The sequence below is a fragment of the Bartonella sp. AP9QHHD genome (assembly GCF_042195625.1).
Classification (GTDB): domain Bacteria; phylum Pseudomonadota; class Alphaproteobacteria; order Rhizobiales; family Rhizobiaceae; genus Bartonella.
The window spans coordinates 169119-189825 of record NZ_JBHIOP010000082.1 but is presented as its reverse complement, the minus strand read 5'-3'; the positions used below and the strand labels follow the sequence as shown (position 1 = coordinate 189825).

Annotated in this window: 12 protein-coding genes; 1 reads left to right on the top strand and 11 read right to left on the bottom strand. The window is 36.9% G+C overall.

Going from position 1 to position 20707, the window contains the following annotated elements; translation table 11 throughout:
* Positions 1-135: 135 nt before the first annotated feature.
* From tsaE to gyrB, 11 genes are all read right to left on the bottom strand, one after another.
* Complete coding sequence (tsaE, locus tag ACFIK4_RS06320; protein ID WP_375612787.1) at positions 136-606, bottom strand: tRNA (adenosine(37)-N6)-threonylcarbamoyltransferase complex ATPase subunit type 1 TsaE; 471 nt, start codon at positions 604-606, stop codon at positions 136-138.
* A 51-nt stretch (positions 607-657) separates the two neighbouring features.
* Positions 658-3123, bottom strand: coding sequence for an ATP-binding protein (locus ACFIK4_RS06315; protein ID WP_375628512.1), 2466 nt, complete (start codon positions 3121-3123; stop codon positions 658-660).
* 34 nt (positions 3124-3157) lie between these two features.
* Entirely contained in the window at positions 3158-4555 is a 1398-nt protein-coding gene (ahcY, locus tag ACFIK4_RS06310; protein ID WP_375612789.1) for an adenosylhomocysteinase, read from the bottom strand.
* A gap of 713 nt (positions 4556-5268) precedes the next feature.
* Positions 5269-6267, bottom strand: coding sequence for a complex I NDUFA9 subunit family protein (locus tag ACFIK4_RS06305; protein WP_375671718.1), 999 nt, complete (start codon positions 6265-6267; stop codon positions 5269-5271).
* A gap of 44 nt (positions 6268-6311) precedes the next feature.
* Complete coding sequence (locus tag ACFIK4_RS06300; RefSeq protein WP_375675477.1) at positions 6312-7631, bottom strand: bifunctional folylpolyglutamate synthase/dihydrofolate synthase; 1320 nt, start codon at positions 7629-7631, stop codon at positions 6312-6314.
* Between the two features lie 4 nt (positions 7632-7635).
* A complete protein-coding gene (gene accD, locus ACFIK4_RS06295; protein WP_375611366.1) occupies positions 7636-8556 on the bottom strand; it encodes an acetyl-CoA carboxylase, carboxyltransferase subunit beta in 921 nt (306 codons plus the stop codon).
* Between the two features lie 986 nt (positions 8557-9542).
* Positions 9543-10262: a sulfate transporter family protein gene (locus tag ACFIK4_RS06290; RefSeq protein WP_375612793.1), complete on the bottom strand. Its 720-nt coding sequence runs from the start codon at positions 10260-10262 to the stop codon at positions 9543-9545.
* Between the two features lie 1888 nt (positions 10263-12150).
* Complete coding sequence (gene coaBC / locus ACFIK4_RS06285) at positions 12151-13572, bottom strand: bifunctional phosphopantothenoylcysteine decarboxylase/phosphopantothenate--cysteine ligase CoaBC (RefSeq protein WP_375668161.1); 1422 nt, start codon at positions 13570-13572, stop codon at positions 12151-12153.
* A gap of 68 nt (positions 13573-13640) precedes the next feature.
* On the bottom strand, positions 13641-15227 hold the full coding sequence (gene ubiB / locus ACFIK4_RS06280; RefSeq protein WP_375611369.1) for a 2-polyprenylphenol 6-hydroxylase: 1587 nt from the start codon (positions 15225-15227) through the stop codon (positions 13641-13643).
* 2 nt (positions 15228-15229) lie between these two features.
* Positions 15230-16012 carry a bifunctional demethylmenaquinone methyltransferase/2-methoxy-6-polyprenyl-1,4-benzoquinol methylase UbiE gene (gene ubiE, locus ACFIK4_RS06275; RefSeq protein WP_375612796.1) on the bottom strand — a complete coding sequence of 261 codons (783 nt, stop codon included), beginning with the start codon at positions 16010-16012 and terminating at the stop codon, positions 15230-15232.
* Between the two features lie 118 nt (positions 16013-16130).
* Positions 16131-18563 carry a DNA topoisomerase (ATP-hydrolyzing) subunit B gene (gene gyrB / locus ACFIK4_RS06270; RefSeq protein ID WP_375611371.1) on the bottom strand — a complete coding sequence of 811 codons (2433 nt, stop codon included), beginning with the start codon at positions 18561-18563 and terminating at the stop codon, positions 16131-16133.
* A gap of 1228 nt (positions 18564-19791) precedes the next feature.
* Between gyrB and ACFIK4_RS06265 the strand changes: the two genes are divergently transcribed.
* Positions 19792-20703, top strand: a complete 912-nt coding sequence (locus tag ACFIK4_RS06265) for a transporter substrate-binding domain-containing protein (RefSeq protein WP_375675473.1) — start codon at positions 19792-19794, stop codon at positions 20701-20703.
* The last annotated feature ends 4 nt before the right edge of the window (positions 20704-20707 follow it).

Sequence of the window (20707 nt, the reverse complement as noted above, 5' to 3'; positions counted from 1 at the left end):
AAAAGAGTCATCATTTCGTTTCATCTTCCATGGTTGGTGCCTCCATGAAGCCTTCTTTATGTTGTCTATCATCTCAGATTTCATAGGTAGTACTGAGGTATTATCAAATTAAAAAATGATGATGTTCATGTTTTTTTAAAATGTACGAATTGTAAAAGACTGTTGCAAACATTCAATGGAATGTTGCGCTGATCTAACTGTTACATGACGCCCATGTTCTTTATAGTGTAAGGTGAGTGCAAAAGTGGCGAGTTCTAAAAGAGCTGTATTTCTTTCTGGCCATTCAACAAGTAAAATATTTTTCTCACGAGCTTCATGAAGCCCTAATTCATCAATTTCTTCTGCCATAGAAAGGCGATAAAGATCAGCATGAATAATTTCAAACTTTGGAAGTTGATAGCTTTGCACAAGAGTAAAAGTAGGGCTTGGAACATCCATAGTGTTATCGTTCGCAAGTGTTTGAATGATTGTACGTGCAATGGTTGATTTTCCAGTTCCAAGATCTCCTTGCAGCGTTACAAGATCTCCTGGCTTTAAAGAAAGAGCTAAATTTTGTGCAAAAAGCTTTGTTGCCTCTTCATTTTCAAGAAAAAAACTAAAATTCATTAAAAGTTCCATGAAATGGATGAAAAATTTTTGTTATCATAAAGGTTAAAATTAAAAAATCGTATCTCCTTTGGAGAGTGGGAAAAAACATTTAACTGTTGTTCCTTTTCCAGAACCGGTAAGAATTTCAACATGTCCACCGTGTAGTTCAACGAAACTTTTTACAAGGGAAAGGCCAAGACCCGCTCCCGCACGCCCACCATGGTGTGAATGGGAAGAAAAACGTTTAAAAATACGATCAAGAACGTCTTCTGGGATGTCAGAGCCCTGATTGTGAACGCTAAAGACAATGTTATCATCTTGTTCATCGACGCAAAATTCAATAGTACTCGCCTCCGTTGCAAAATTAATAGCATTACTCAGTACATTCACAAAAATTTGATGCAAGCGCTTTTCATCAGCAGAAATAGAATTTAAGGAAGGAGAAATTTGTTGTAAAAGCGTAATATGCCGTCCATTAAGGCGATCTTCTACACGTGCTACTGCTTGTATCATAGCATCTGCAATATTAACCGATTTTATGTCCAACTCCATAATGCCTGCATCAAGGGTAGCAAGATCAAGAATATCGTTAACAATATTTAAAAGAGTTCCTGATTCTGAATGAATATGCCCAAGATATTCTTGTTGACGTTTATTGATAGAGCCGAAAATTTGATCACGTAAAATATCGGAAAATCCAATAATATTGGTGAGAGGTGTACGCAATTCATAGGAAACATGTTGGACAAATTCATTACGCAAACGATCAGCACTTTCTAATGCTTCATTTCTTTCTTGAAGAGCACGTGCAACATGGACAGTATCTGTAACATTCACAAAAGTAAGCATTGTTTGTCCATCGGGAAGAGGAACCAGAGTATAGTCAATAATCATATCATTTTTAAGATCTATACGACCTGAATATGTTTCACGTTTTTCAGCAAAACCGGTAATGAATTTGGTAAATTGATCCCATTCTTGTCCTAAGGTTAAGGCTGAACAATGGCTTTGTAACTGTGTAATATGGGTCCCTTCTACCAGTAAATTATAAGGAAGAGACCACAATTTCGACAAGGCAGGATTCGATAAACGAAGGCGTCCATCAGTACCAAAAACAACCACGCCTTCGGAAAGTTTATCAAGTGTTTCACCTTGTATTTTAATAAGTGTATTATAACGGCGTTCAAGATCAATTTTTTCTGTAAGGTTTTCGTAAAGCCAAGTGACACCTCCTTGTGGATGAGGGTTCGAGATAACACGCACCGTACGCCCATCTGGAAGATTCCAAATTTGTTGGTTCGATTCTGTTTGTCGATAGGCTTTAAAAAGTTCTTCTTTCCATGCGCGCCAATCGGGGTGTTCAGCAATGAGCCCTTTTTCACGTAGACGTTCAAGAAATAATGTATGGCTTGGTTCACTTTCTAAAAAGGAAGTCTCCAACGGCCATAAAATTTTAAAAGCATGATTACAGAATTTTAATTTTTGGTTTGTATCAAAAATAGCTACAGCTGTTGAAATTTGGTCAAGTGTTTCACAATGGCTTTGAAGAACATAACTTAATTCATGAGCAAGATTTTCATATGCGCTGTCATCACGCGCAAAAGCTGCCATCCCTTCGGCTGTTGTAATACGTGTGAGATGAAAACGATGTCGTTCTCCATCAATAACTGTGTGAACATGTTCTTGAAAAATTGTTTCTATTTCATCTGTTTTGCGTTGTGTATTTTCATTGAAAAGATCCCCCACTTCATCACTGCCTTCACGAAAATCTGTCATTTCTCTAAAGGCGCGATTGATAAAACAAACTTTTCCTTCACAATCTTTTATCCATACGGGCTCTTGAATAAGATCAAGAAGATTACGCTGCATTCTCAGTTCAGTAAGAAGGCGGGCGATATCTTTCTGTAAACGAGCATTTTCACTCTGTTGTTTTGAGATATCTTGAAAACGAGCAATAGCGACTGTTCCTGCGATGACTCCTGTAACTTGTAGCGGTACATTGTTTGTGGTGGTGATAGAAAGATCAAAAGGGTGACATTTACAACGTAGTTGAGTCAATGCATAATCAAGTTCTCGCAGAGAATTTTCTTCAACCCAGAGCTCAAAACGCTGAAAATCTTTCTGGTCGATTCCTATTTTTTGCAATGCAGAAAGGGCACCAACGACACGGGGTAAGGTTGTTGGATTTTCCCAAATAAGAAGGAATTGCTCGGTTTCTTCCAGAAGCCATTCATAATATTTAAGTTTTTCAGAAAAATTTGCCTGAATTATCTTCAAAGGCTTCTGTGCAGTTTTTTTTGCACGCATAATAACAGCTAGGCACGTGAGAAGTGAAGCACAAGAAATTCCTCCACACAGCGCTAAAAGCAGCCATGGACCATTCGGCAAAGTGAAGAAAAATGGTAAATAACCTTCCAATGACTGAGCAAAAGCGCATGTTGGAGAAAAAAAGAAAAAAAGGCAAAATATATACGTATAGATTCGGATCTCTTTTTGAGCTTTTTCTTTGGGGTTATAGTCACCAAAGCTGAGCACGGCATCTTTCCCTTTTTTAACCCAAGGAAACGTATTAGTAACGATAATGGTTTGGTTTATAAGGTCCTTGTGGTGAGACTCCAATATAAGCGGCTTGTTCTTCTGATAAAACACTTAATTTTATTCCTAACCGATCCAGATGTAGACGTGCAACCTTTTCATCAAGATGTTTAGGCAAAACAGTGACTTCATTTGTATAGTGTTCTGAACGGGTAAAAAGTTCAATTTGCGCTAAAACTTGATTAGTAAACGAGGCTGACATGACAAAAGAAGGATGCCCAGTCGCATTCCCGAGGTTTAACAAACGCCCTTCAGAGAGCAAAATGATGCGTTTTCCATCGGGAAAGGTGATCATATCAACTTGTGGTTTAATATTTGTCCATGGCAAATTTCTAAGGGCAGCGACTTGGATTTCGTTATCAAAATGACCAATATTTCCAAGAATACACATATCCTTTACTTGTCGCATATGATCTAAACGAACAACATCTTTATTGCCTGTTGTCGTGATGATAATATCAGCACTGGAAGCAGCATCATCCAAATTAACAACTTCATAGCCATCCATAGCGGCTTGAAGAGCGCAAATAGGATCAATTTCTGTTATTTTAACACGAGCCCCAGCACCAGAAAGAGATGCTGCTGAACCTTTTCCTACATCACCATAACCACAGACAATGGCAGTTTTACCAGCGATCATCACATCTGTTCCACGTCGAATACCATCGACCAATGATTCTTTACATCCATATTTATTATCAAACTTTGATTTAGTGACGCTATCATTAACATTAATAGCAGGAAAAGGTAGAAGTCCTTCTTTTTGTAACTGATAAAGACGGTTTACACCTGTTGTGGTTTCTTCGCTTACACCTTTAATTGCCGCGCGCTGTCGTGTAAAAAAAACTGGCGTTGCATCCATACGCTTTTGTATTTGTTTGAAAAAAATTTCTTCTTCTTCTGTTTTGGGATGCGATAAAATATCTTTATTTTGTTCTGCACGACTTCCCATTAAAATATAGTTTGTGGCGTCAGCTCCATCATCTAAAATAAGATTGGAAGGATTACCATCTGGCCATTGGAAGATTGCATCTATATAAGTCCAATATTCTTCCAATGTTTCACCTTTAATGGCAAATACAGGAATGCCTGTTGCGGCGATAGCTGCTGCTGCATGGTCTTGCGTAGAAAAAATATTGCTAGAGCTCCATCGTATATCGGCGCCAATCGCTTTTAATGTTTCAATTAAAACAGCTGTCTGAATTGTCATGTGCAATGAGCCAGAAATACGCGCTCCGCGCAAAGGTTGGCTGGAAGAAAACTCCTTACGACAAGCCATCAAACCAGGCATTTCAGTTTCAGCAATATCAAGTTCTTTACGACCATAAGCGGCAAGTGCAATATCTTTGACAACAAAATCTTGAGCTGCCATTCTTCATTCCTTTAAAATAAGTTTTTCCAAGACGGTAGGAGAAATTAAATAAAAATGCAAGACAAGAAGAGGACTTCTTTATGTGAAAAAGCTCTTTTAAAATCTCCATAAATTTGTGCAAAAAATATGCATTTATGGATCTGAATAGTGATATTACTGACAGAATAAGAGATCTTCATGATAAGTCTTATTATATAAACAAAATTCTATCCTTTTCACGTAACTTTAAAGCTTTTAAAAGTCTCCAGAGGGAATACCTTTTAAATAATAAAAATGGTGCATTGCTTTACAGTTTTTATATTGATTTTTATGGGATAATATCGAAAGTAGTATACTCGTATTCTACTCACTTATGCGGTTGTTGAAAAAGGAAGAATTACTTTAATCTCATTATTAAGCTTTTTAGCAAAATAATATAAATGCAAAGCCATAGATTATCATGTTTATGGATAGGCAGTTCAGAATCGGTTCTTTAGGATTCCAATGTTGAACCTGCTCTTTGATAAAGACAGTTTATAAGAAGTGCTTTTCTCCTGTTTTCAACGATTTTTATCAAAAGACTATAGATATACGATTAAACATTTTTTGTGATACTAAATGGAGCATTAAAAATGCAAAAACATCACTCTATTGAACACTCTGATTCTAAAACCGCTAACAACGCGCTATGAATTATAAATCAAATAATTAACTCAGTTTTGGAAGAATTTATTCTAGACGAGTAGGTTTTGGGAAAATTGACCATGTGGACGAAATCGCCAGAGATAACTTGGCAAGAATGCTGCCATTGCTCTAGGAGTAACTCCTACTCCTTCTAGCGTATATCCATTCTCTATAGCTTCTTTAGAGACAATGTTATCCATTTGCAAAAAACGTATCTGATTGGCTGTTACGAGTGTTGGTACAAAAGGCAATTTACCGATTGTTCCCAAAATTCCTCCAATCAATAGACCGACAGAAAGAGGCATAGATAGGATTGTTTTTTTACGACGAATGATTTTAAGTATATTTTCAAGAGCATTTTGGAGGGTGATAATCTGGGGACCACCAAGATCATAATTTTTTCCCCAAGCAACCTGTCCATCTAAAGCGCGCACGATAAACTCAGCAACGTCACCAACATACACGGGTTGCAATTTGCTTTGTCCACCTCCAAAAAGAGGCATAATTGGTAAAAAACGTGACAAATCTGCTAAGGTGTTAAAGAAACAATCCTCTGGTCCAAAGATAACGGATGGACGGATAATAATTGCTTGAAGATGCTTGTTATGAATGATTTGTTCACCCATAAACTTAACACGTGCATAAAGACATGAAGCATTCTCGTTAGCCACAAGTGTTGACATATAGATGAGCGGAATACCAGTTTCTGCTGTTAATTCAGCAACATTGTAAACACCATCAATTTGTGTGTTTTTAAAATTCGATTGATTTGCTTGTTTTAAGCTACCGGGTAAAAACACTGCCGCATCAGCTCCAAGCAATGCGCGTGCAACAGAGGCACGATGCTTGATATCTGTTTTAAGCATTTGGGTTTGTCCTACTTCTCCTATTTGGAGCATATAATAAGCTTTTTGTGGACAACGAACAGCGATGCGAACGCGATATCCCCGCTTAGTCAAAGTTTCAACGACATGTCGTCCTACAAAACCGGATCCGCCAAAAACAGTAATGAGTTTAGGATGTTGATAAAGTGCACAATCAAGTTGCATGATTAAAAAGTCTATCTTTCAAAGCTTTAAAAATAGTTAATTATCTAGCACGGTGGTGTTTTATTGTCACGCAAAATATCACCCGCAAGATAAAGAGAACCACTAATAAGGACAATAGCCTCTTTATATTCCATTTTAATTTTATGCAAAGCATCTTGTAGGTGCGCTTTTGGGGCAGCAGGGATTCCTACTTTTTGGGCTGATTCAGCTAAGTCTGTTGGAGAGATACTGGCATTATTGTCAAGCAGCGGTATCGTATATACTTTATCGACAAGGTTAGCTAAAGGACGAAAATAACCGACAGCATCTTTGGTATTAAGCATGCCAGCAATCATAATAATGGGGCGATCTGTTTTTTTTCTCCATTGTGTAAGTTCTGCCGCAATAACTTTTCCTGCAGCAGGATTGTGACCACCATCTAACCATAAATCAATATCAGGAGATAGTTGATCAACCAAAAGTCCTTGGGTAAGATGCTGCATTCGTGCGGGCCAATAAATATTTTTTAAAGCGTCATTTATGGTTTGTTCTGAAAGTTGAAAACCCGCTTGATAAACTGCTTCAAGAGATGCACCAGCATTGGCAACTTGGTGGTCTCCAATAAGGTTAGGAAGGGGAAGATCCATGAGACCTTGATTGTTTTGAAAAACCATACGTCCATGTTCTTTATAACTTTGATAATCTTGATCAAAGAGAGCATAAAATGCTTTATTTTTATTAGCAAGGGGTATTAAAGTAGCAAGAGTTTCTTCATAATTTTGCTTCCCAATGACTACAGGAACGTTTGGTTTGATAATCCCTCCTTTTTGAAAAGCGATTTGAGCAATTGTATTTCCAAGAAAGCTCTCATGATCATAATCAATGGGCATAATAAGCGATACAGCTGGTTTGTTAACGACATTGGTAGCATCAAAACGTCCTCCCAATCCAACTTCTAAAATGACAACATCAGCTGGATGTATACTAAACAACATAAAGGCAGCGGCTGTAAAAATTTCAAAAATAGTAATCGGCTCTTGACGATTTACTTTTATAATTTCACGGATTGTCTCAGCCAATTGGTTTTCTGTAACAAGTTGACCACCTCCTTTTTGACCTAACCGGCAGCGTTCATTCCAGTTGACGAGATGAGGTGAGCTATAAACATGAACGCGGTATCCTGCACTTTCCAAAAGAGCACGGCAAATTGCTGAAGCAGATCCTTTGCCATTTGTTCCAGCGATGTGAATAACAGGGGCAAGTTTTAAATGTGGGTTACCAAGACGCTCTAAAAGGTGAACAATACGCTCTAAAGAAAGATCAAATTTTTTCGGATAATTTTTTAGTAAATCATCCACCACCCTTTGTATTTGACTTTGTTGCATAAACTTAAGCTGCTTTTGTCCTAGAAAGCGATGTTTGAGAGTCTGTTGGGGATGGATCGGAAGGGTTAAAAACAGCAGGGCGTTTCATCATCAAGCGTAAAATACGCGCAATTGTTGTTTTCATTTCTAAACGCGATACAACCATATCAATCATACCATGTTCAAGCAGATATTCACTACTTTGAAAACCTTCTGGTAGGGTTTCGCGTATAGTTTGTTGAATCACACGTGGACCAGCAAAACCAATCATAGCGCCAGGCTCGGCAATGTGAATATCACCAAGCATGGCGTAAGAAGCAGTAACACCACCGGTGGTTGGATTAGTCAGCACAACAATATAGGGAAGCTTTGCTTCTTTCAACATTTCAATCGCTACTGTTGTACGGGGCATTTGCATCAACGAGAGTGTTCCTTCTTGCATGCGTGCACCACCAGAAGCAGCAAAAAGAACCAGCGGACGCCTTTCAGCAATGGCAGTATCAAAAGCTTTGATAATAGCTTCTCCTGAAGCCATACCAAGTGATCCACCCATAAAGGCGAAATCTTGAACAGTTGCAATAATTGGCAAACCCTCAATCGTACCACGTGCACTTAAAATATTGTCATCAACCCCAAGTTTAGAACGATAATCTTTTAACCGGTCAATATAGCGTTTTTCGTCACGAAATTTTAAAGGATCTGTTACAACTTTTGGATTTTCAAGAGCTGTATAAACACCATCATCAAAAAAATGCATGAGACGATTTTTAGCACTGATACGCATATGATGACCAGAATTGGGAGCTACAAATTGATTAGCTTCCAGATCTTTATGGAAGACCATTTCACCACTGGTAGGATCTTTAATCCATAGATTTTCTGGAATTTCACGGCGCCCCAATATAGAGTTAATTTTAGGACGAACATAATTTGTAATCCAGTTCATCTTTATAACCTTCCTTTAAATATTGTGCATCTTTTGCATGATTTGAAAGAATATAGAACTTAAGCAGTCACATTTGCTTTACCGGTTGAACAAAGGAGTCTATTTAATACTTTTATCAGTGTACGTATAGCTTGTTTTTTAATTTTTAATTTTTCCCATATTATAACAATCATATGCATCATGAAGAGTATTCCCTATAATAAATTTCTCATAAGTTTTAAGAACTTACATGTTTGTATTTTTTACTTTGGTGTTAAAATTTACTCCTTGCGATGGTTAACAAACGCCTTATTTTTTAATAAAAATGAATATCCAATTAATCATTCGTATCAACAGTTTTGAAGAAAAGAAACCTTATAGTATAAGGCGCTAACAAGGCTAAAATAATCCATTAAAGATAATGAATACAATAACGCTATATTAGCGAAACGCTAACATCAGAGCAAGATTTTTTTCAAAAGGTTTCTTTAAAGCGCACGCTTTTTACAATTAAAATAGAATACGCTCAAAATACCATTATATTACTCATTTACGTGCTTGTTTTACACAGATATCTTTCAATAATTTCCAAAACTCTCTTATGAAGAATATACACTCTCCATGAATGGTATAAAAGACATTATGCTATCCGTTTTTACTGAAATAGAAGGTACAAAGCGGCACCATCATACTCTTTTTCAGTTTTCAATGCGACGATAATGTTTGCATTAAGAGGATTCATATAAAGATATTTCACGCCTTTTTGAAAGTACTTTTATCCGCACACCACCTCCGTTTATGACATTTCAACAAACGATTTCAATTGATCCAATATGAATAGGATTAAAATGAGAAACCCTCATAATATTTAGGTTTTTCACTCATGTTGTGAAACGATAAGTTATCATTATAAATCAATATATTGCTTTAATAAAAGATAAAGCATAAAATTTTATATTATGCTTTCTTTGGCTGGCAAGTTTTATTAACCTTAAAGTCAAGGAACACTATTTTTGTGTAATGCGTGCTATGGTCTTTTGGGAAAGCATTTTGTGTAAATGTGTCATAAAGGCGGCGGCAAAAAGCGGTGTTGCTAGATTAATAATAGGAATCGAAACAAAAATCGCTATCAATAATCCTGCGCCAAAAACTGTTGTGTAATGAGTATGTAAAAAAGCACGCGCATTTTGCTCTGTTCGAAAACGGTAAGCCGCAAACAAGAAATATTCATGACCGAGCAAATAACCATTAATAAGATAAAAAGCAATTAAATTAATACCTGGTATGAAGAATAAAATAAAAGCAATTCCATTACCAAGAAGGCTTAAAATAACAAATTTAAAGGAAATGATAAGAGAACGCTGAAACGGCAAGGCTTGTCCAATAGGCTCGTTTGGGTAATCCTCCTTTTCAATGATTTCAGCAGCAGAGTCAATGAAAAAACCACCAATCATAGCTGTGATGGGTGCAATCAAAAAAGCCAACAAAAGAGCCAACCCAAGATTAAAGATGATAAGCATGCTAAAACCAATCCATCCCGCCCAACTAGGGAGTCCAGGAAGAAATTGAGCAATCCAGGGCCAAAAGTAAGACACAAAAAGTTGGTGCACACATAACCATAAAATGGTGAGAATGAAAAAAGTAACCCCCAATGCTTTCAGTATCATAATACGATATTGCGAGGTCAGAAGACGTTGTAAAGCACGATAAGCAGCAGTAAAAATCATAGATTAATAAACTAAGGAAAGAAGCAAAAAAAACAAGAAATATATTTAAAGTATGTACAGTGTAATTTTTTCTTTCTTTGAATTACAAGATTTTTTTCAAGAACATTATAAAAAACGGTTAAGGTTTCTTTGTTAAAAATAAAGTTTGAATAAATAGAAATTTTGATTTTTAAAAACAAAGAAGAATTTAAAAAGTAGCTGTTGTAGAAGAAATTTTTAGTATTTTTGTACATAGTGTAGATTATTGCGTTTATATGATATATGTAAAAAATTAAGGAATAAGAACTATTTGGGAGAAAAGTTGTTTATTTCTATTTATTCAGTAGAGTTATCTAACTTCGTTTATCTAAATGTTTAATTGTTTTGCACAATTCCTAAAATTCTGTACTTTTCTACTATTTGGCGGCATGCTTTTGCCTCTCACTTTCAAAAAAATATTGAGTTCAATGGAATAGGGGTAACGTAGTAGCTCCGTAGATATTCTAATTTTGGGCAACAGAATGATTAATATGATAGAAGTGGAAAAAATAAGCTTAGGCGATTGACTGTCAGATCCCATAGAAGAGCAGTTTTTTGAGAAGAAGCAAAGAAAGGGAGATGTCACTGATGCTTAAAAATGATGAGATTTTGAATTTTAAAAGCCATAAGTGCAATGAAGTAAGAATTCATTGAAGCACTTTTCATACAAGTGGTTCACTGTATCAAATAATTTTTAGATAATAACACCACTAATTTATCGAAGAGAATTGATCATTTTCAACTTGAATAAAATCCCAAATATAGAAATATTCTTTAATTTCAAAGACTCTATTCAACATCAAAAAATTATTTACGTACACATTATAGGCGAGACCAATGTATGGATACAAAGCTTTCGATAAAGGAATAAAAATGCTTCTCATGAAACATCACAATGTGAAGATATCATGGATAAAATTCTAGTCTTTGTGGTCTTGGTATTCTGGAGAGAGGACACAGACATTTAATCTTAAAGACCGATCACTGAGGAAAATAATAAAGGCTTCAGTTTCATAAACTTATAGACAGTGGTACAATGAATTTTGTCTACATTCTTTATGAGCGTCAGCATGAAGTATGCTTAAAATTGCATTGAGATGTTATAATATCATTGATTTATACATTATTTTTCATAGCGAATAAGAGCTCAAAATAAAGTTGTCATATTTTCTCATTAGCTGCTCTCATCATGAAACAATCAAAATCATTTATTTGCATATCATAAATATGACCAATATGTGGATAAAAACATTGAAGAAAGAAAATGCTTTTTATAAATTTTATCCATTACAAGAGCTTTGTCAAAATTGATGGTAGCCAAAGTGAATGATAGCTTGTTTTTTTATAAGCTGGCGAGACAGTGGTGCAATAGATCCTGCTTTTATGAAGGCTAGGGTGAGATAGGATTTTTTAAAAAAACATTTCCCAACGGCTCATCACACCCATTTCGCAACAGCGTTTGTGAATGGTATATGGGTAAAGCTCTCGTGAATAATATAAAACTTATAGGGCATCACTAACTTTACGCTTAATAAAAAGAGCACGTTGGCACCATCATCCTCAGTGTTGTCCGAGACAAGCCCTTGGTTCTTGAGACGGTCCATTATAAGCGCTTTTAGTTCTTTCTGAAACGTTTTGTATTCATACAGTTATCCTTGTTTACAACGTGCAAGAAAATGATTTTTATTGATTCAACATGAGAGAGATTAGGAATGAGAGAATCTTATGATATCTGGGATTCTAATTTAATATGAACAATGCGATATTATCATTATAAACCAGAAATATTATATACTAATTGAGATGGATAGACACATATTGTCAGTTCTATTTTATAAGGTGTTTTAATATCAACGCGTTTGAAGAGTTCTTATTTGCAAAGGGGTATATTTTCCTCATGAGGAGTAGGTGTTTTGGGGGCAAAAAATGATACAATCACGTTTGCTAATTTTTGCGCTACGTGTTGTTTACTCATATGGGGCCATTGTTCAACTTTTTTTCTACTTACGAGATAAACTTGATTTGTATCAGCACCCATGACACTTGTACCATCTAGTTGAAGAGAAATATCATTAGCAAGAATGAAATCAGCTCCTTTTTCAACACATTTTTTTTGCGCATTGGCAATGATATCACATGTTTCAGCAGCAAAACCAATGACCAATGAGGGGCGGTTTGGAGCGTGTCCAATCGTTGCTAAAATGTCAGGATTTTCAACCATATGAAGGGATGGTGGTATTTTATGAGCATTCTTTTTAATTTTGTGTAAAGACTGCGTTTGACTGCGCCAGTCACAAACAGCGGCAACAAAGATAGCACCATCAGCAGGCAATGCGGTTTGAACGGCTTGTAACATCTGTTGTGCTGTTTCAACATGAATGGTTTTTACTTCTTGTGGGTCTGCAAGATTAACAGGTCCACAAATAAGTGTTACTTTTGCACCCAAATGCGCAAGAGCGGTTGCGATGGCATGGCCTTGTTTACCTGAAGACCGATTAGCAATATAACGCACTGGATCAATTGGTTCATGGGTAGGGCCAGAGGTAACGATGAAATGGCGGCCAAAGAGAGGTTTTTCATGCACATTCAAAAGATTCTCTATAGCAGCGATAATAGTTAAAGGTTCGCTCATACGTCCATATCCAATCTCGTCACGTTCAGCCATCTTTCCGATTTCTGGTCCGATGATATGAACGCCATCTGCGTGCAATTGTGCAACATTACGAATAGTTGCTGGATGCACCCACATGGACGGATTCATGGCGGGTGCAATCAAGAGTGGACAGCGTGCTGCTAAAAGGACACAATCAGCCAGATCATCTCCTATGCCATTGGCTATTTTTGCAATGCGGTTGGCTGTAGCAGGAGCTAAAATAATCAGGTCAGCATCACGTGCTAATCGGATATGTCCGATATCGTGTTCTTCTTCACGTGAAAATAAATCAGTATATACAGTACCACCGCTTAAAGCTTCAGCGGCTAAAGGCGTAATAAACTTTTGCGCTGCTTTTGTCATCACAACTTTTAAATGTGCTCCACGTTCTTGTAAACGGCGAATCAAATCAAGGGCTTTATAGGATGCAATACTTCCACCAATAATAAGAAGGAGAGATTTTGATTTCAATGATTGCACTTCAACAGCACTAGTATGAAGGGGTTGTGTGGTGAGAGGAGTGGGATTGCTTAAAAGGCGTCGAACTTCTTCTTCCATAGAAATACCATTTTGCGCGGCGCGTATGCGTAAAGCTTCTTTGGTTTCAGGAGACAGGTTACGAATGGTAATACTGGCCATAAAATACCTCCAAGAAATAAAATGATTGCAATGATTTCATTGTTGATATTTTTAGCATATTAAGGAGATTAGAAAAGGTGAAAAAAGTAAAAAGTAAGACAAGCGCAACAAAGTGCAATGATGAAAAGACTATAACGACCATAACGGTTTCTGTGACTTTGTTCTACAGCAAGTTGTTTGAGGGTAGCAGGAGAAAGATTAAAACCTGTTTTTCTCATTTGATTGAAATCTTCTTCTATTTGTTGGAAATTTTGAACCAATTGTGGTGTTTTGCGTGCCAGCGAAAGGAGAGCTTGTGCTCCTTCACTAAAGTCTTTTACAACGCCTACGGGTCCTAAATTTTTACTAATCCATTCTTTGACAATGGGTTCAGAAGCTTTCCACATATTAAAAGTGGGGTCTAATGTGCGGGCAACACCTTCCACGACAACCATCGTTTTTTGCAGCAATAAAAGTTCAGGTCGCGTTTGCATGTCAAATAATTCAGTGACTTCAAACAATAAAGTGAGCAATTTAGCCATGGAAATGCTTTGTGCTGATTGTCCGTGAATTGGTTCGCCAATAGCGCGGTTGGCTTGCGCAAAGCTTTCGATATTATGGTGTGAAGGAACATAGCCGGCCTCAAAATGGGCACGTGCAACTCGATGGTAATCGCGGGTAATAAAGCCGTAAAGAATTTCAGCAAGGAAATGCTTTTCTTTTTTGCCAAGCCTTCCTGTAATGCCTAGATCAACAGCAACAATACATCCTTTTTCATCTACAAATAAATTACCAGGATGCATATCGGCGTGAAAAAAACCATCACGCAGTGTATGACGAAGAAAAGATTGAATAAGCGTAATAGCAAGCGCCTTCAAATCAAATCCTGCTTCTTTGAGTTTGGAAGTTTCGGATATTCTTATACCATCAATCCATTCCATTGTAAGAACATTACGTCCTGTCCGTTCCCAGTCAATACGTGGAACCCGAAAGCCTGTATCATGTTGAATATTTTCAGCCATTTCAGATATAGCTGCTGCTTCTAAGCGTAAATCCATTTCAAGTCGTGTTGTTTGTGCTAAAGTATCCACCACACAAACAGGACGAAGCCTTCGAGAGGCAGGGATATAGCGCTCTTGTAAATGAGCAATGAGATAGAATCCTCTAAGATCTTTAGAAAAACGTGCTCTGATATTGGGACGAATAACTTTTACAGCACATTTTTTCTTATGGCCAGTTTCATCACTGTATTCAGCTGGATGAACTTGAGCAATAGAAGCGGCGGCAATGGGGGGATAAAAATTTACGAATAAATCATCAATAGAGCGACCAAGAGAACTTTCAATTTGAGCAATAGCGGCAGTGCAAGAAAATGTTTGGACACGATCTTGTAGCTGTGACAAATCTTCCGCAATATCACGCCCAACAATATCAGGTCTTGTGGCAAGAAATTGACCAAGTTTTATGTAAGAGGGTCCAAGCTTATTAATGGCATATGAAATATTTTCAGATCGCTGTTTCTTTTTTGTTTTGCGTCGTGCTAATGCACTCGCTATACGATGACATAGCGCTGGAAATCCTTGAAGATCATCATGAGGAAGAGCACTTAAAACACCTTCACGTGTTAAAACCCATCCTGCACGCATCAATTGAAAGTAAGGGGAAATTTGCACCATTTTTAAATTTTCCAACCTGAATGCAGCGCTGCAATCGCACCGGTGAGATTGCGGTACGATACCCGCGAAAACCCCGCATGCTTGATCATATGGGAAAAATCATCTTGCTTAGGAAATTTGCGGATAGATTCAACCAAATAACGATAAGCATCGCCATCATTTGCGATAAATTGACCTAGCTTAGGGATAGCATGGAAAGACCAAAGATCATAAATTTTATCGAGCCAAGGCATCTCGACATTTGAAAATTCTAAACATAAGAAACGTCCACCGAGCTTTAAAACACGAAAAGCTTCTCTAAGAGCTTGATCAATATGAGGAACATTGCGAATTCCAAAAGCAATCGTGTAAGCGTCAAAGCTTTGATCTTCAAAAGGTAAATTTTCTGCATTGGCTTCAACAAAATCAATCAGAGGGGCAAGACCATTTTTTTGTGCGCGTTTTTTGCCAACGCTGAGCATTGAGCCATTAATATCAAGCACTGTAGCATGGGCTTTTTGGCGTGAAGCATTAAGAATACGAAAAGCAATATCACCTGTACCGCCAGCGACATCAAGAACTTTCCAATGAGAAAGTGCTGGTGGGGAAAGCCAAGCAATCATGGAATTTTTCCACACACGGTGTAGCCCTAAGGATAAGATATCATTCATCTTGTCATAATTTTCAGCAACAGAATGAAACACACCATCCACCATGGATTGTTTTTGTGTTTCATCTACTATTGTAAAACCAAAAGAGTGCTCCATGCCACCCTTGGTTCCTACACGTTCTGTTTCAATTGCCATGTATATGATCTTCCTTATTTTTCTTTTATCGTAAATGAAATAGAGAGGGAATGTTCAACTACGAAAAAACAACGTATAAAACTACGATATTTACACAGCCAAAAACAGAAGAGTACCTTTAGATATCAAGATTGGCAACGCTTAAGGCATTGTCTTGAATAAAAATACGCCTAGGTTCAACTTCATCACCCATGAGACGAGAAAAAAGTGAATCTGCATCGGTTGCATCATTAATTTTTACTTGTAAAAGAGAACGTGCATTGGGATCAAGCGTTGTTTCCCAAAGTTGTTCAGCATTCATTTCCCCAAGACCTTTATAACGTTGAAGAGTAACACCTTTTTTACCGTTTGTAAAAATGCTCTCTAAAAGGCTCATAGGACCAAAAATACGCTCTGTTTTATCTTTGCGACGTAAAAGAACAGGAGGATGATATATGTCGATAAAATTTTGGGAAATGCGATCAATTTGGCGTGCGTCAGTTGAATTTATAAGTCCCACATCAAGCGTAACAACATCTTTAACACCACGCAAAATACGCTCAAAACATAAACTTCCATCTGCTGTATATTGTCCACTCCAACCTTGTTCCATATCATCAGCAATCAGATTAAGGCGGTGTGCTGTAGTATCTGCTATTTTTTGCGCTTTTTCTTGTGTTGCAAAGACTTCAAGATTAAAAGCGCCAGCAATTGCTGCTTGTTCAACAATATTACGGTCATAACGGGTATGAAGACCATTTAAAAGTTGACGTAATATACGAGCATCTTTAGCGAGTTGATACAAATCAGCCCCTGCACGAACTTCTCCCGTTGAAAGCTCAAGCGTTGTTTCTTCTAATCCAGTATCGATCAAGAATTCTTCAAACGCTGCTTCATTTTTAATATATTGGGAAGATTTTCCACGCGATACTTTATAAAGAGGAGGCTGAGCAATATAAAGATGTCCACGTTCAATCAACTCGGGCATTTGTCTAAAAAAGAAAGTGAGCAGCAGAGTACGAATATGGGCTCCATCAACGTCCGCATCCGTCATGATAATAATCTTATGATAACGTAATTTATCTGGTGAAAATTCATCCTTACCGATAGACGTTCCAAGAGCTGTAATAAGTGTTCCAATCATATCAGATGAGAGCATGCGGTCGAAACGTGCTCGTTCAACATTGAGGATTTTACCACGAAGGGGTAAAATTGCTTGATTTTGACGTGAGCGCCCACTTTTTGCTGAACCGCCAGCCGAATCCCCCTCGACAATAAAGATTTCTGATTTTGCGGGATCTCGTTCTTGGCAATCGGCAAGCTTTCCTGGTAGAGAAGTGATATCAAGCGCCCCTTTTCGTCTTGTGAGTTCACGTGCTTTGCGTGCTGCTTCACGTGCTGTTGCAGCTTCTACCACTTTACTAATGAGAAGTTTTGCTTCATGAGGATGTTCTTCCAGCCATATTGAAAGACCTTCATTGACCAAACTTTCAACAATAGGGCGCACTTCAGAAGAGACTAACTTATCCTTTGTTTGTGAAGAAAATTTTGGATCAGGAACTTTGACAGAAAGAATAGCTGTTAATCCTTCACGGCAGTCATCACCGGTTAAGTTCACTTTTTCTTTTTTAGCAATACCTGAAGATTCAGCATAGCCATTAATTTGGCGTGTAAGGGCACTTCTGAAACCTATCAAATGCGTTCCACCGTCACGCTGAGGGATATTATTGGTAAAACACAAGACCTTCTCATGATAGGAATCATTCCACCACAGGGCAACATCAACGCTCATACCATCCTTTTCACTTGCAATATAAATAGGAGTATCAAGCAGAGCTTTTTTTGATTGATCAATATATTTCACAAACTCTATTAATCCACCTTCATAATGCAATTCAACGGATTTAATATCAGCATGACGCTCGTCAACAAGAAGAATATAAACCCCAGAATTTAGAAAAGCTAATTCCCGTAAACGACGCTCTAAAGTTTCAAAATCAAACTCAACCATAGTAAAGGTTTCAGAGCTTGGTAAAAATCTAATTTCTGTTCCACTTTCTTGATCGCAATCGCCAACAACTTTTAATGGAGCATCAGCTACCCCGTGGGTAAATGATATTTCATGAATTTTACCATTGCGTTTGATTTGCAATTTAAGCCAAACGGATAATGCATTCACAACAGAGACGCCAACACCGTGTAATCCGCCTGAAACTTTATAAGAGTTTTGATCAAACTTTCCACCGGCATGAAGCTGTGTCATAATAACTTCAGCGGCAGAAATACCTTCTGTTGGATGGATATCTGTCGGAATTCCACGTCCATTATCACGAACAGAACAAGAACCATCAGCATGGAGTGTGACGTTTACAAGAGTTGCATGACCGGCTAAAGCTTCATCGATAGCATTGTCTACAACTTCATAGACCATATGGTGTAACCCCGATCCATCATCAGTGTCACCGATATACATACCAGGACGTTTGCGTACAGCATCAAGACCTTTGAGAACTTTGATAGAAGCGGCATCATAGTTATTGCTTTGTGCTGGTGAGGTTATTTCATCACTCATAAGTTAGTCCATTCCTGTGTTCAATTTACAATATTTTATCCGCTTTCTTTAAAGCTCAATGTTCTGATCAGTTATTTATGGAATAACCACATTAAATATTTACCGTATATCAGATCTAGATTCAATATCTGTCGATATATAATGGAGAGAATGATAAAATGATAGTGTACTGTTATGCTGTAAAACACTAGGGCGGTGATATAAGGCGAATAAACACTTATGACTTATACAAAAAGCTGTTTCATAAACGATGCTATTTACTTTGTTTATTTTTGCATATGCGTAATGTTTCAGAATTAGTTATGCATTTTTGTGTTACACTAATAAAGGTCTCACTTGTTTTATCCATAAATCAATTTTTCAATCCTAATTCTACCATATATTTAAAACAAAGGTTGCGAGCTCTCTAAGCAGTTCAAACTTTTGTATGTTAGATTGAGGCGAAAATATTGTGTATATTGGTTTGTGTCATCTTTAAAATGTGAAAAAAGCTTCATTTGAGGAAAATATAAATGCGTAAATGTAAAAACACGTTTCCACGATCATCTTTTATATTCAACTTTACAATTTAAAAAAACGTCTACGGTGATGTTTTTGAATAATGAGGGTAATGACGAATTATCTTACGCTTTTGTTTCTTGCATTCTCGTGAGGTTGCATCGCTCATTCAAAACAAAACGCCATTGTACTATTTATTCACGCGCTTTTTTAAGGAGCATCTCTCAATGTTCCCAAACTCATTTTACAACGATGTTTGAATAGTATAACGCAAAATACCCTGTGAATACTACAAGATTTATGTCCCCCATCTTTCCCATCGTGACAATAAAGTGCAAATCAGAATCATCATTTTATTTTTCAGCTCTTAAATGTTGATGCAACCTTAATGTTGAGAAAACCCTCGGCATTTGAGGGGTATTTTTACTCTTTTCTTCAATATATCTATATACTTCCCAGGTTGTGATACGCAAGGAAATGGTCTTAATATTTTAAGATACGCAATAAAGTATATACAGCTTATTTCTTATATTAAAAAATTAAATCGCTTTTCTCTAAAATTACTTTTTATATATTCATTTTGGAAAATTAACATCAGAAATCTAAGCATTTTCAATGGTTTCAAAAATAGCAAGAATTTTATTTATTAAACGCCAGATATTTTGGTGAAGTGCGTTAGATAATAGTTAAGAAGTGTTGCATCTTAGTTTTGAAAAATGGGGGAGAGATTTTGAAAATAAAAAAATCTATATATGTGAAACATCTTCAATTGCGTTTACAGTACTTTTTATTCAATAATCCATACAATATTTTTATTCGTATTTTATTTGTAGCGGGGGGGGTTCTATTTTCCTCTTACGCAGAAGCTGAAAGGTTGCCTTCTTTTTTTGATTCGCATGAACATTTGGTACAACCTGATACAACGGATATCTTTCGTTTGCGTTTTGTAACAACTTTTGATTTTCCTCCTTTTAATTTTATTGATCAATCGGGGTATCTTGCAGGTTATAATATCGATTTATTGCGTGCTATTTGCTCAAAATTAAAATTAGAGAAGCTTTGTGAAATAGAAGTGATTCCTTGGAAAGAGCTTGTAGAACATGTTAAAAATGGTGGTGCAGAAGTCATTATTGCGGGTTTAAAAGAAACAAGTAAAACCCAGCAAGATCTTGTTTTTACAAAGTCATATTTGCGCTTTCCAGCGCGATTTGTTGCTTCTCGACGTTTAAATCTCGATGAGCCAATAAGCGATCAATTGATACATTTAACCAGTGGTGTTTTGTCTAAAAGTGTTCACGAAAAACTCTTTCAATATTATTTTCCTAAAGCCAAATGGCAAGGGTTTAAAAAGAGAGAAGAGCTCTATAAAGCATTACAAGAGCGTAAAATTGACCTTATTTTTGATGATGGATTTGCTTTATCATTATGGTTCAAAAAACAAAAATCTGTTGATTGCTGCCATTTTGTTGGGGGGGCATATATGGCGCCACAGTTATTGGGGCAAGGAATGCAGCTTGCTGTTGCAAAAAAGAATGAAAAATTGGTTGATATACTCAATTATGCGCTGAAATCTCTAGAAGAGGATGGTAAACTTACAGAACTTTATTTGCGTTATTTTCCAATAAGTTTTTTTGATGAGTAGTTTT

Coding starts and splice junctions, on each gene's coding strand:
- ACFIK4_RS06305 (WP_375671718.1), bottom strand. CDS start 6,267: ATGCAACTTGATTGTGCACTTTATCAACATCCTAAACTCATTACTGTT.
- gyrB (WP_375611371.1), bottom strand. CDS start 18,563: ATGAGTGATGAAATAACCTCACCAGCACAAAGCAATAACTATGATGCC.
- coaBC (WP_375668161.1), bottom strand. CDS start 13,572: ATGGCCAGTATTACCATTCGTAACCTGTCTCCTGAAACCAAAGAAGCT.
- ubiE (WP_375612796.1), bottom strand. CDS start 16,012: ATGGCAATTGAAACAGAACGTGTAGGAACCAAGGGTGGCATGGAGCAC.
- ahcY (WP_375612789.1), bottom strand. CDS start 4,555: ATGGCAGCTCAAGATTTTGTTGTCAAAGATATTGCACTTGCCGCTTAT.
- accD (WP_375611366.1), bottom strand. CDS start 8,556: ATGAACTGGATTACAAATTATGTTCGTCCTAAAATTAACTCTATATTG.
- ACFIK4_RS06290 (WP_375612793.1), bottom strand. CDS start 10,262: ATGATTTTTACTGCTGCTTATCGTGCTTTACAACGTCTTCTGACCTCG.
- ACFIK4_RS06300 (WP_375675477.1), bottom strand. CDS start 7,631: ATGCAACAAAGTCAAATACAAAGGGTGGTGGATGATTTACTAAAAAAT.
- ubiB (WP_375611369.1), bottom strand. CDS start 15,227: ATGGTGCAAATTTCCCCTTACTTTCAATTGATGCGTGCAGGATGGGTT.
- tsaE (WP_375612787.1), bottom strand. CDS start 606: ATGAATTTTAGTTTTTTTCTTGAAAATGAAGAGGCAACAAAGCTTTTT.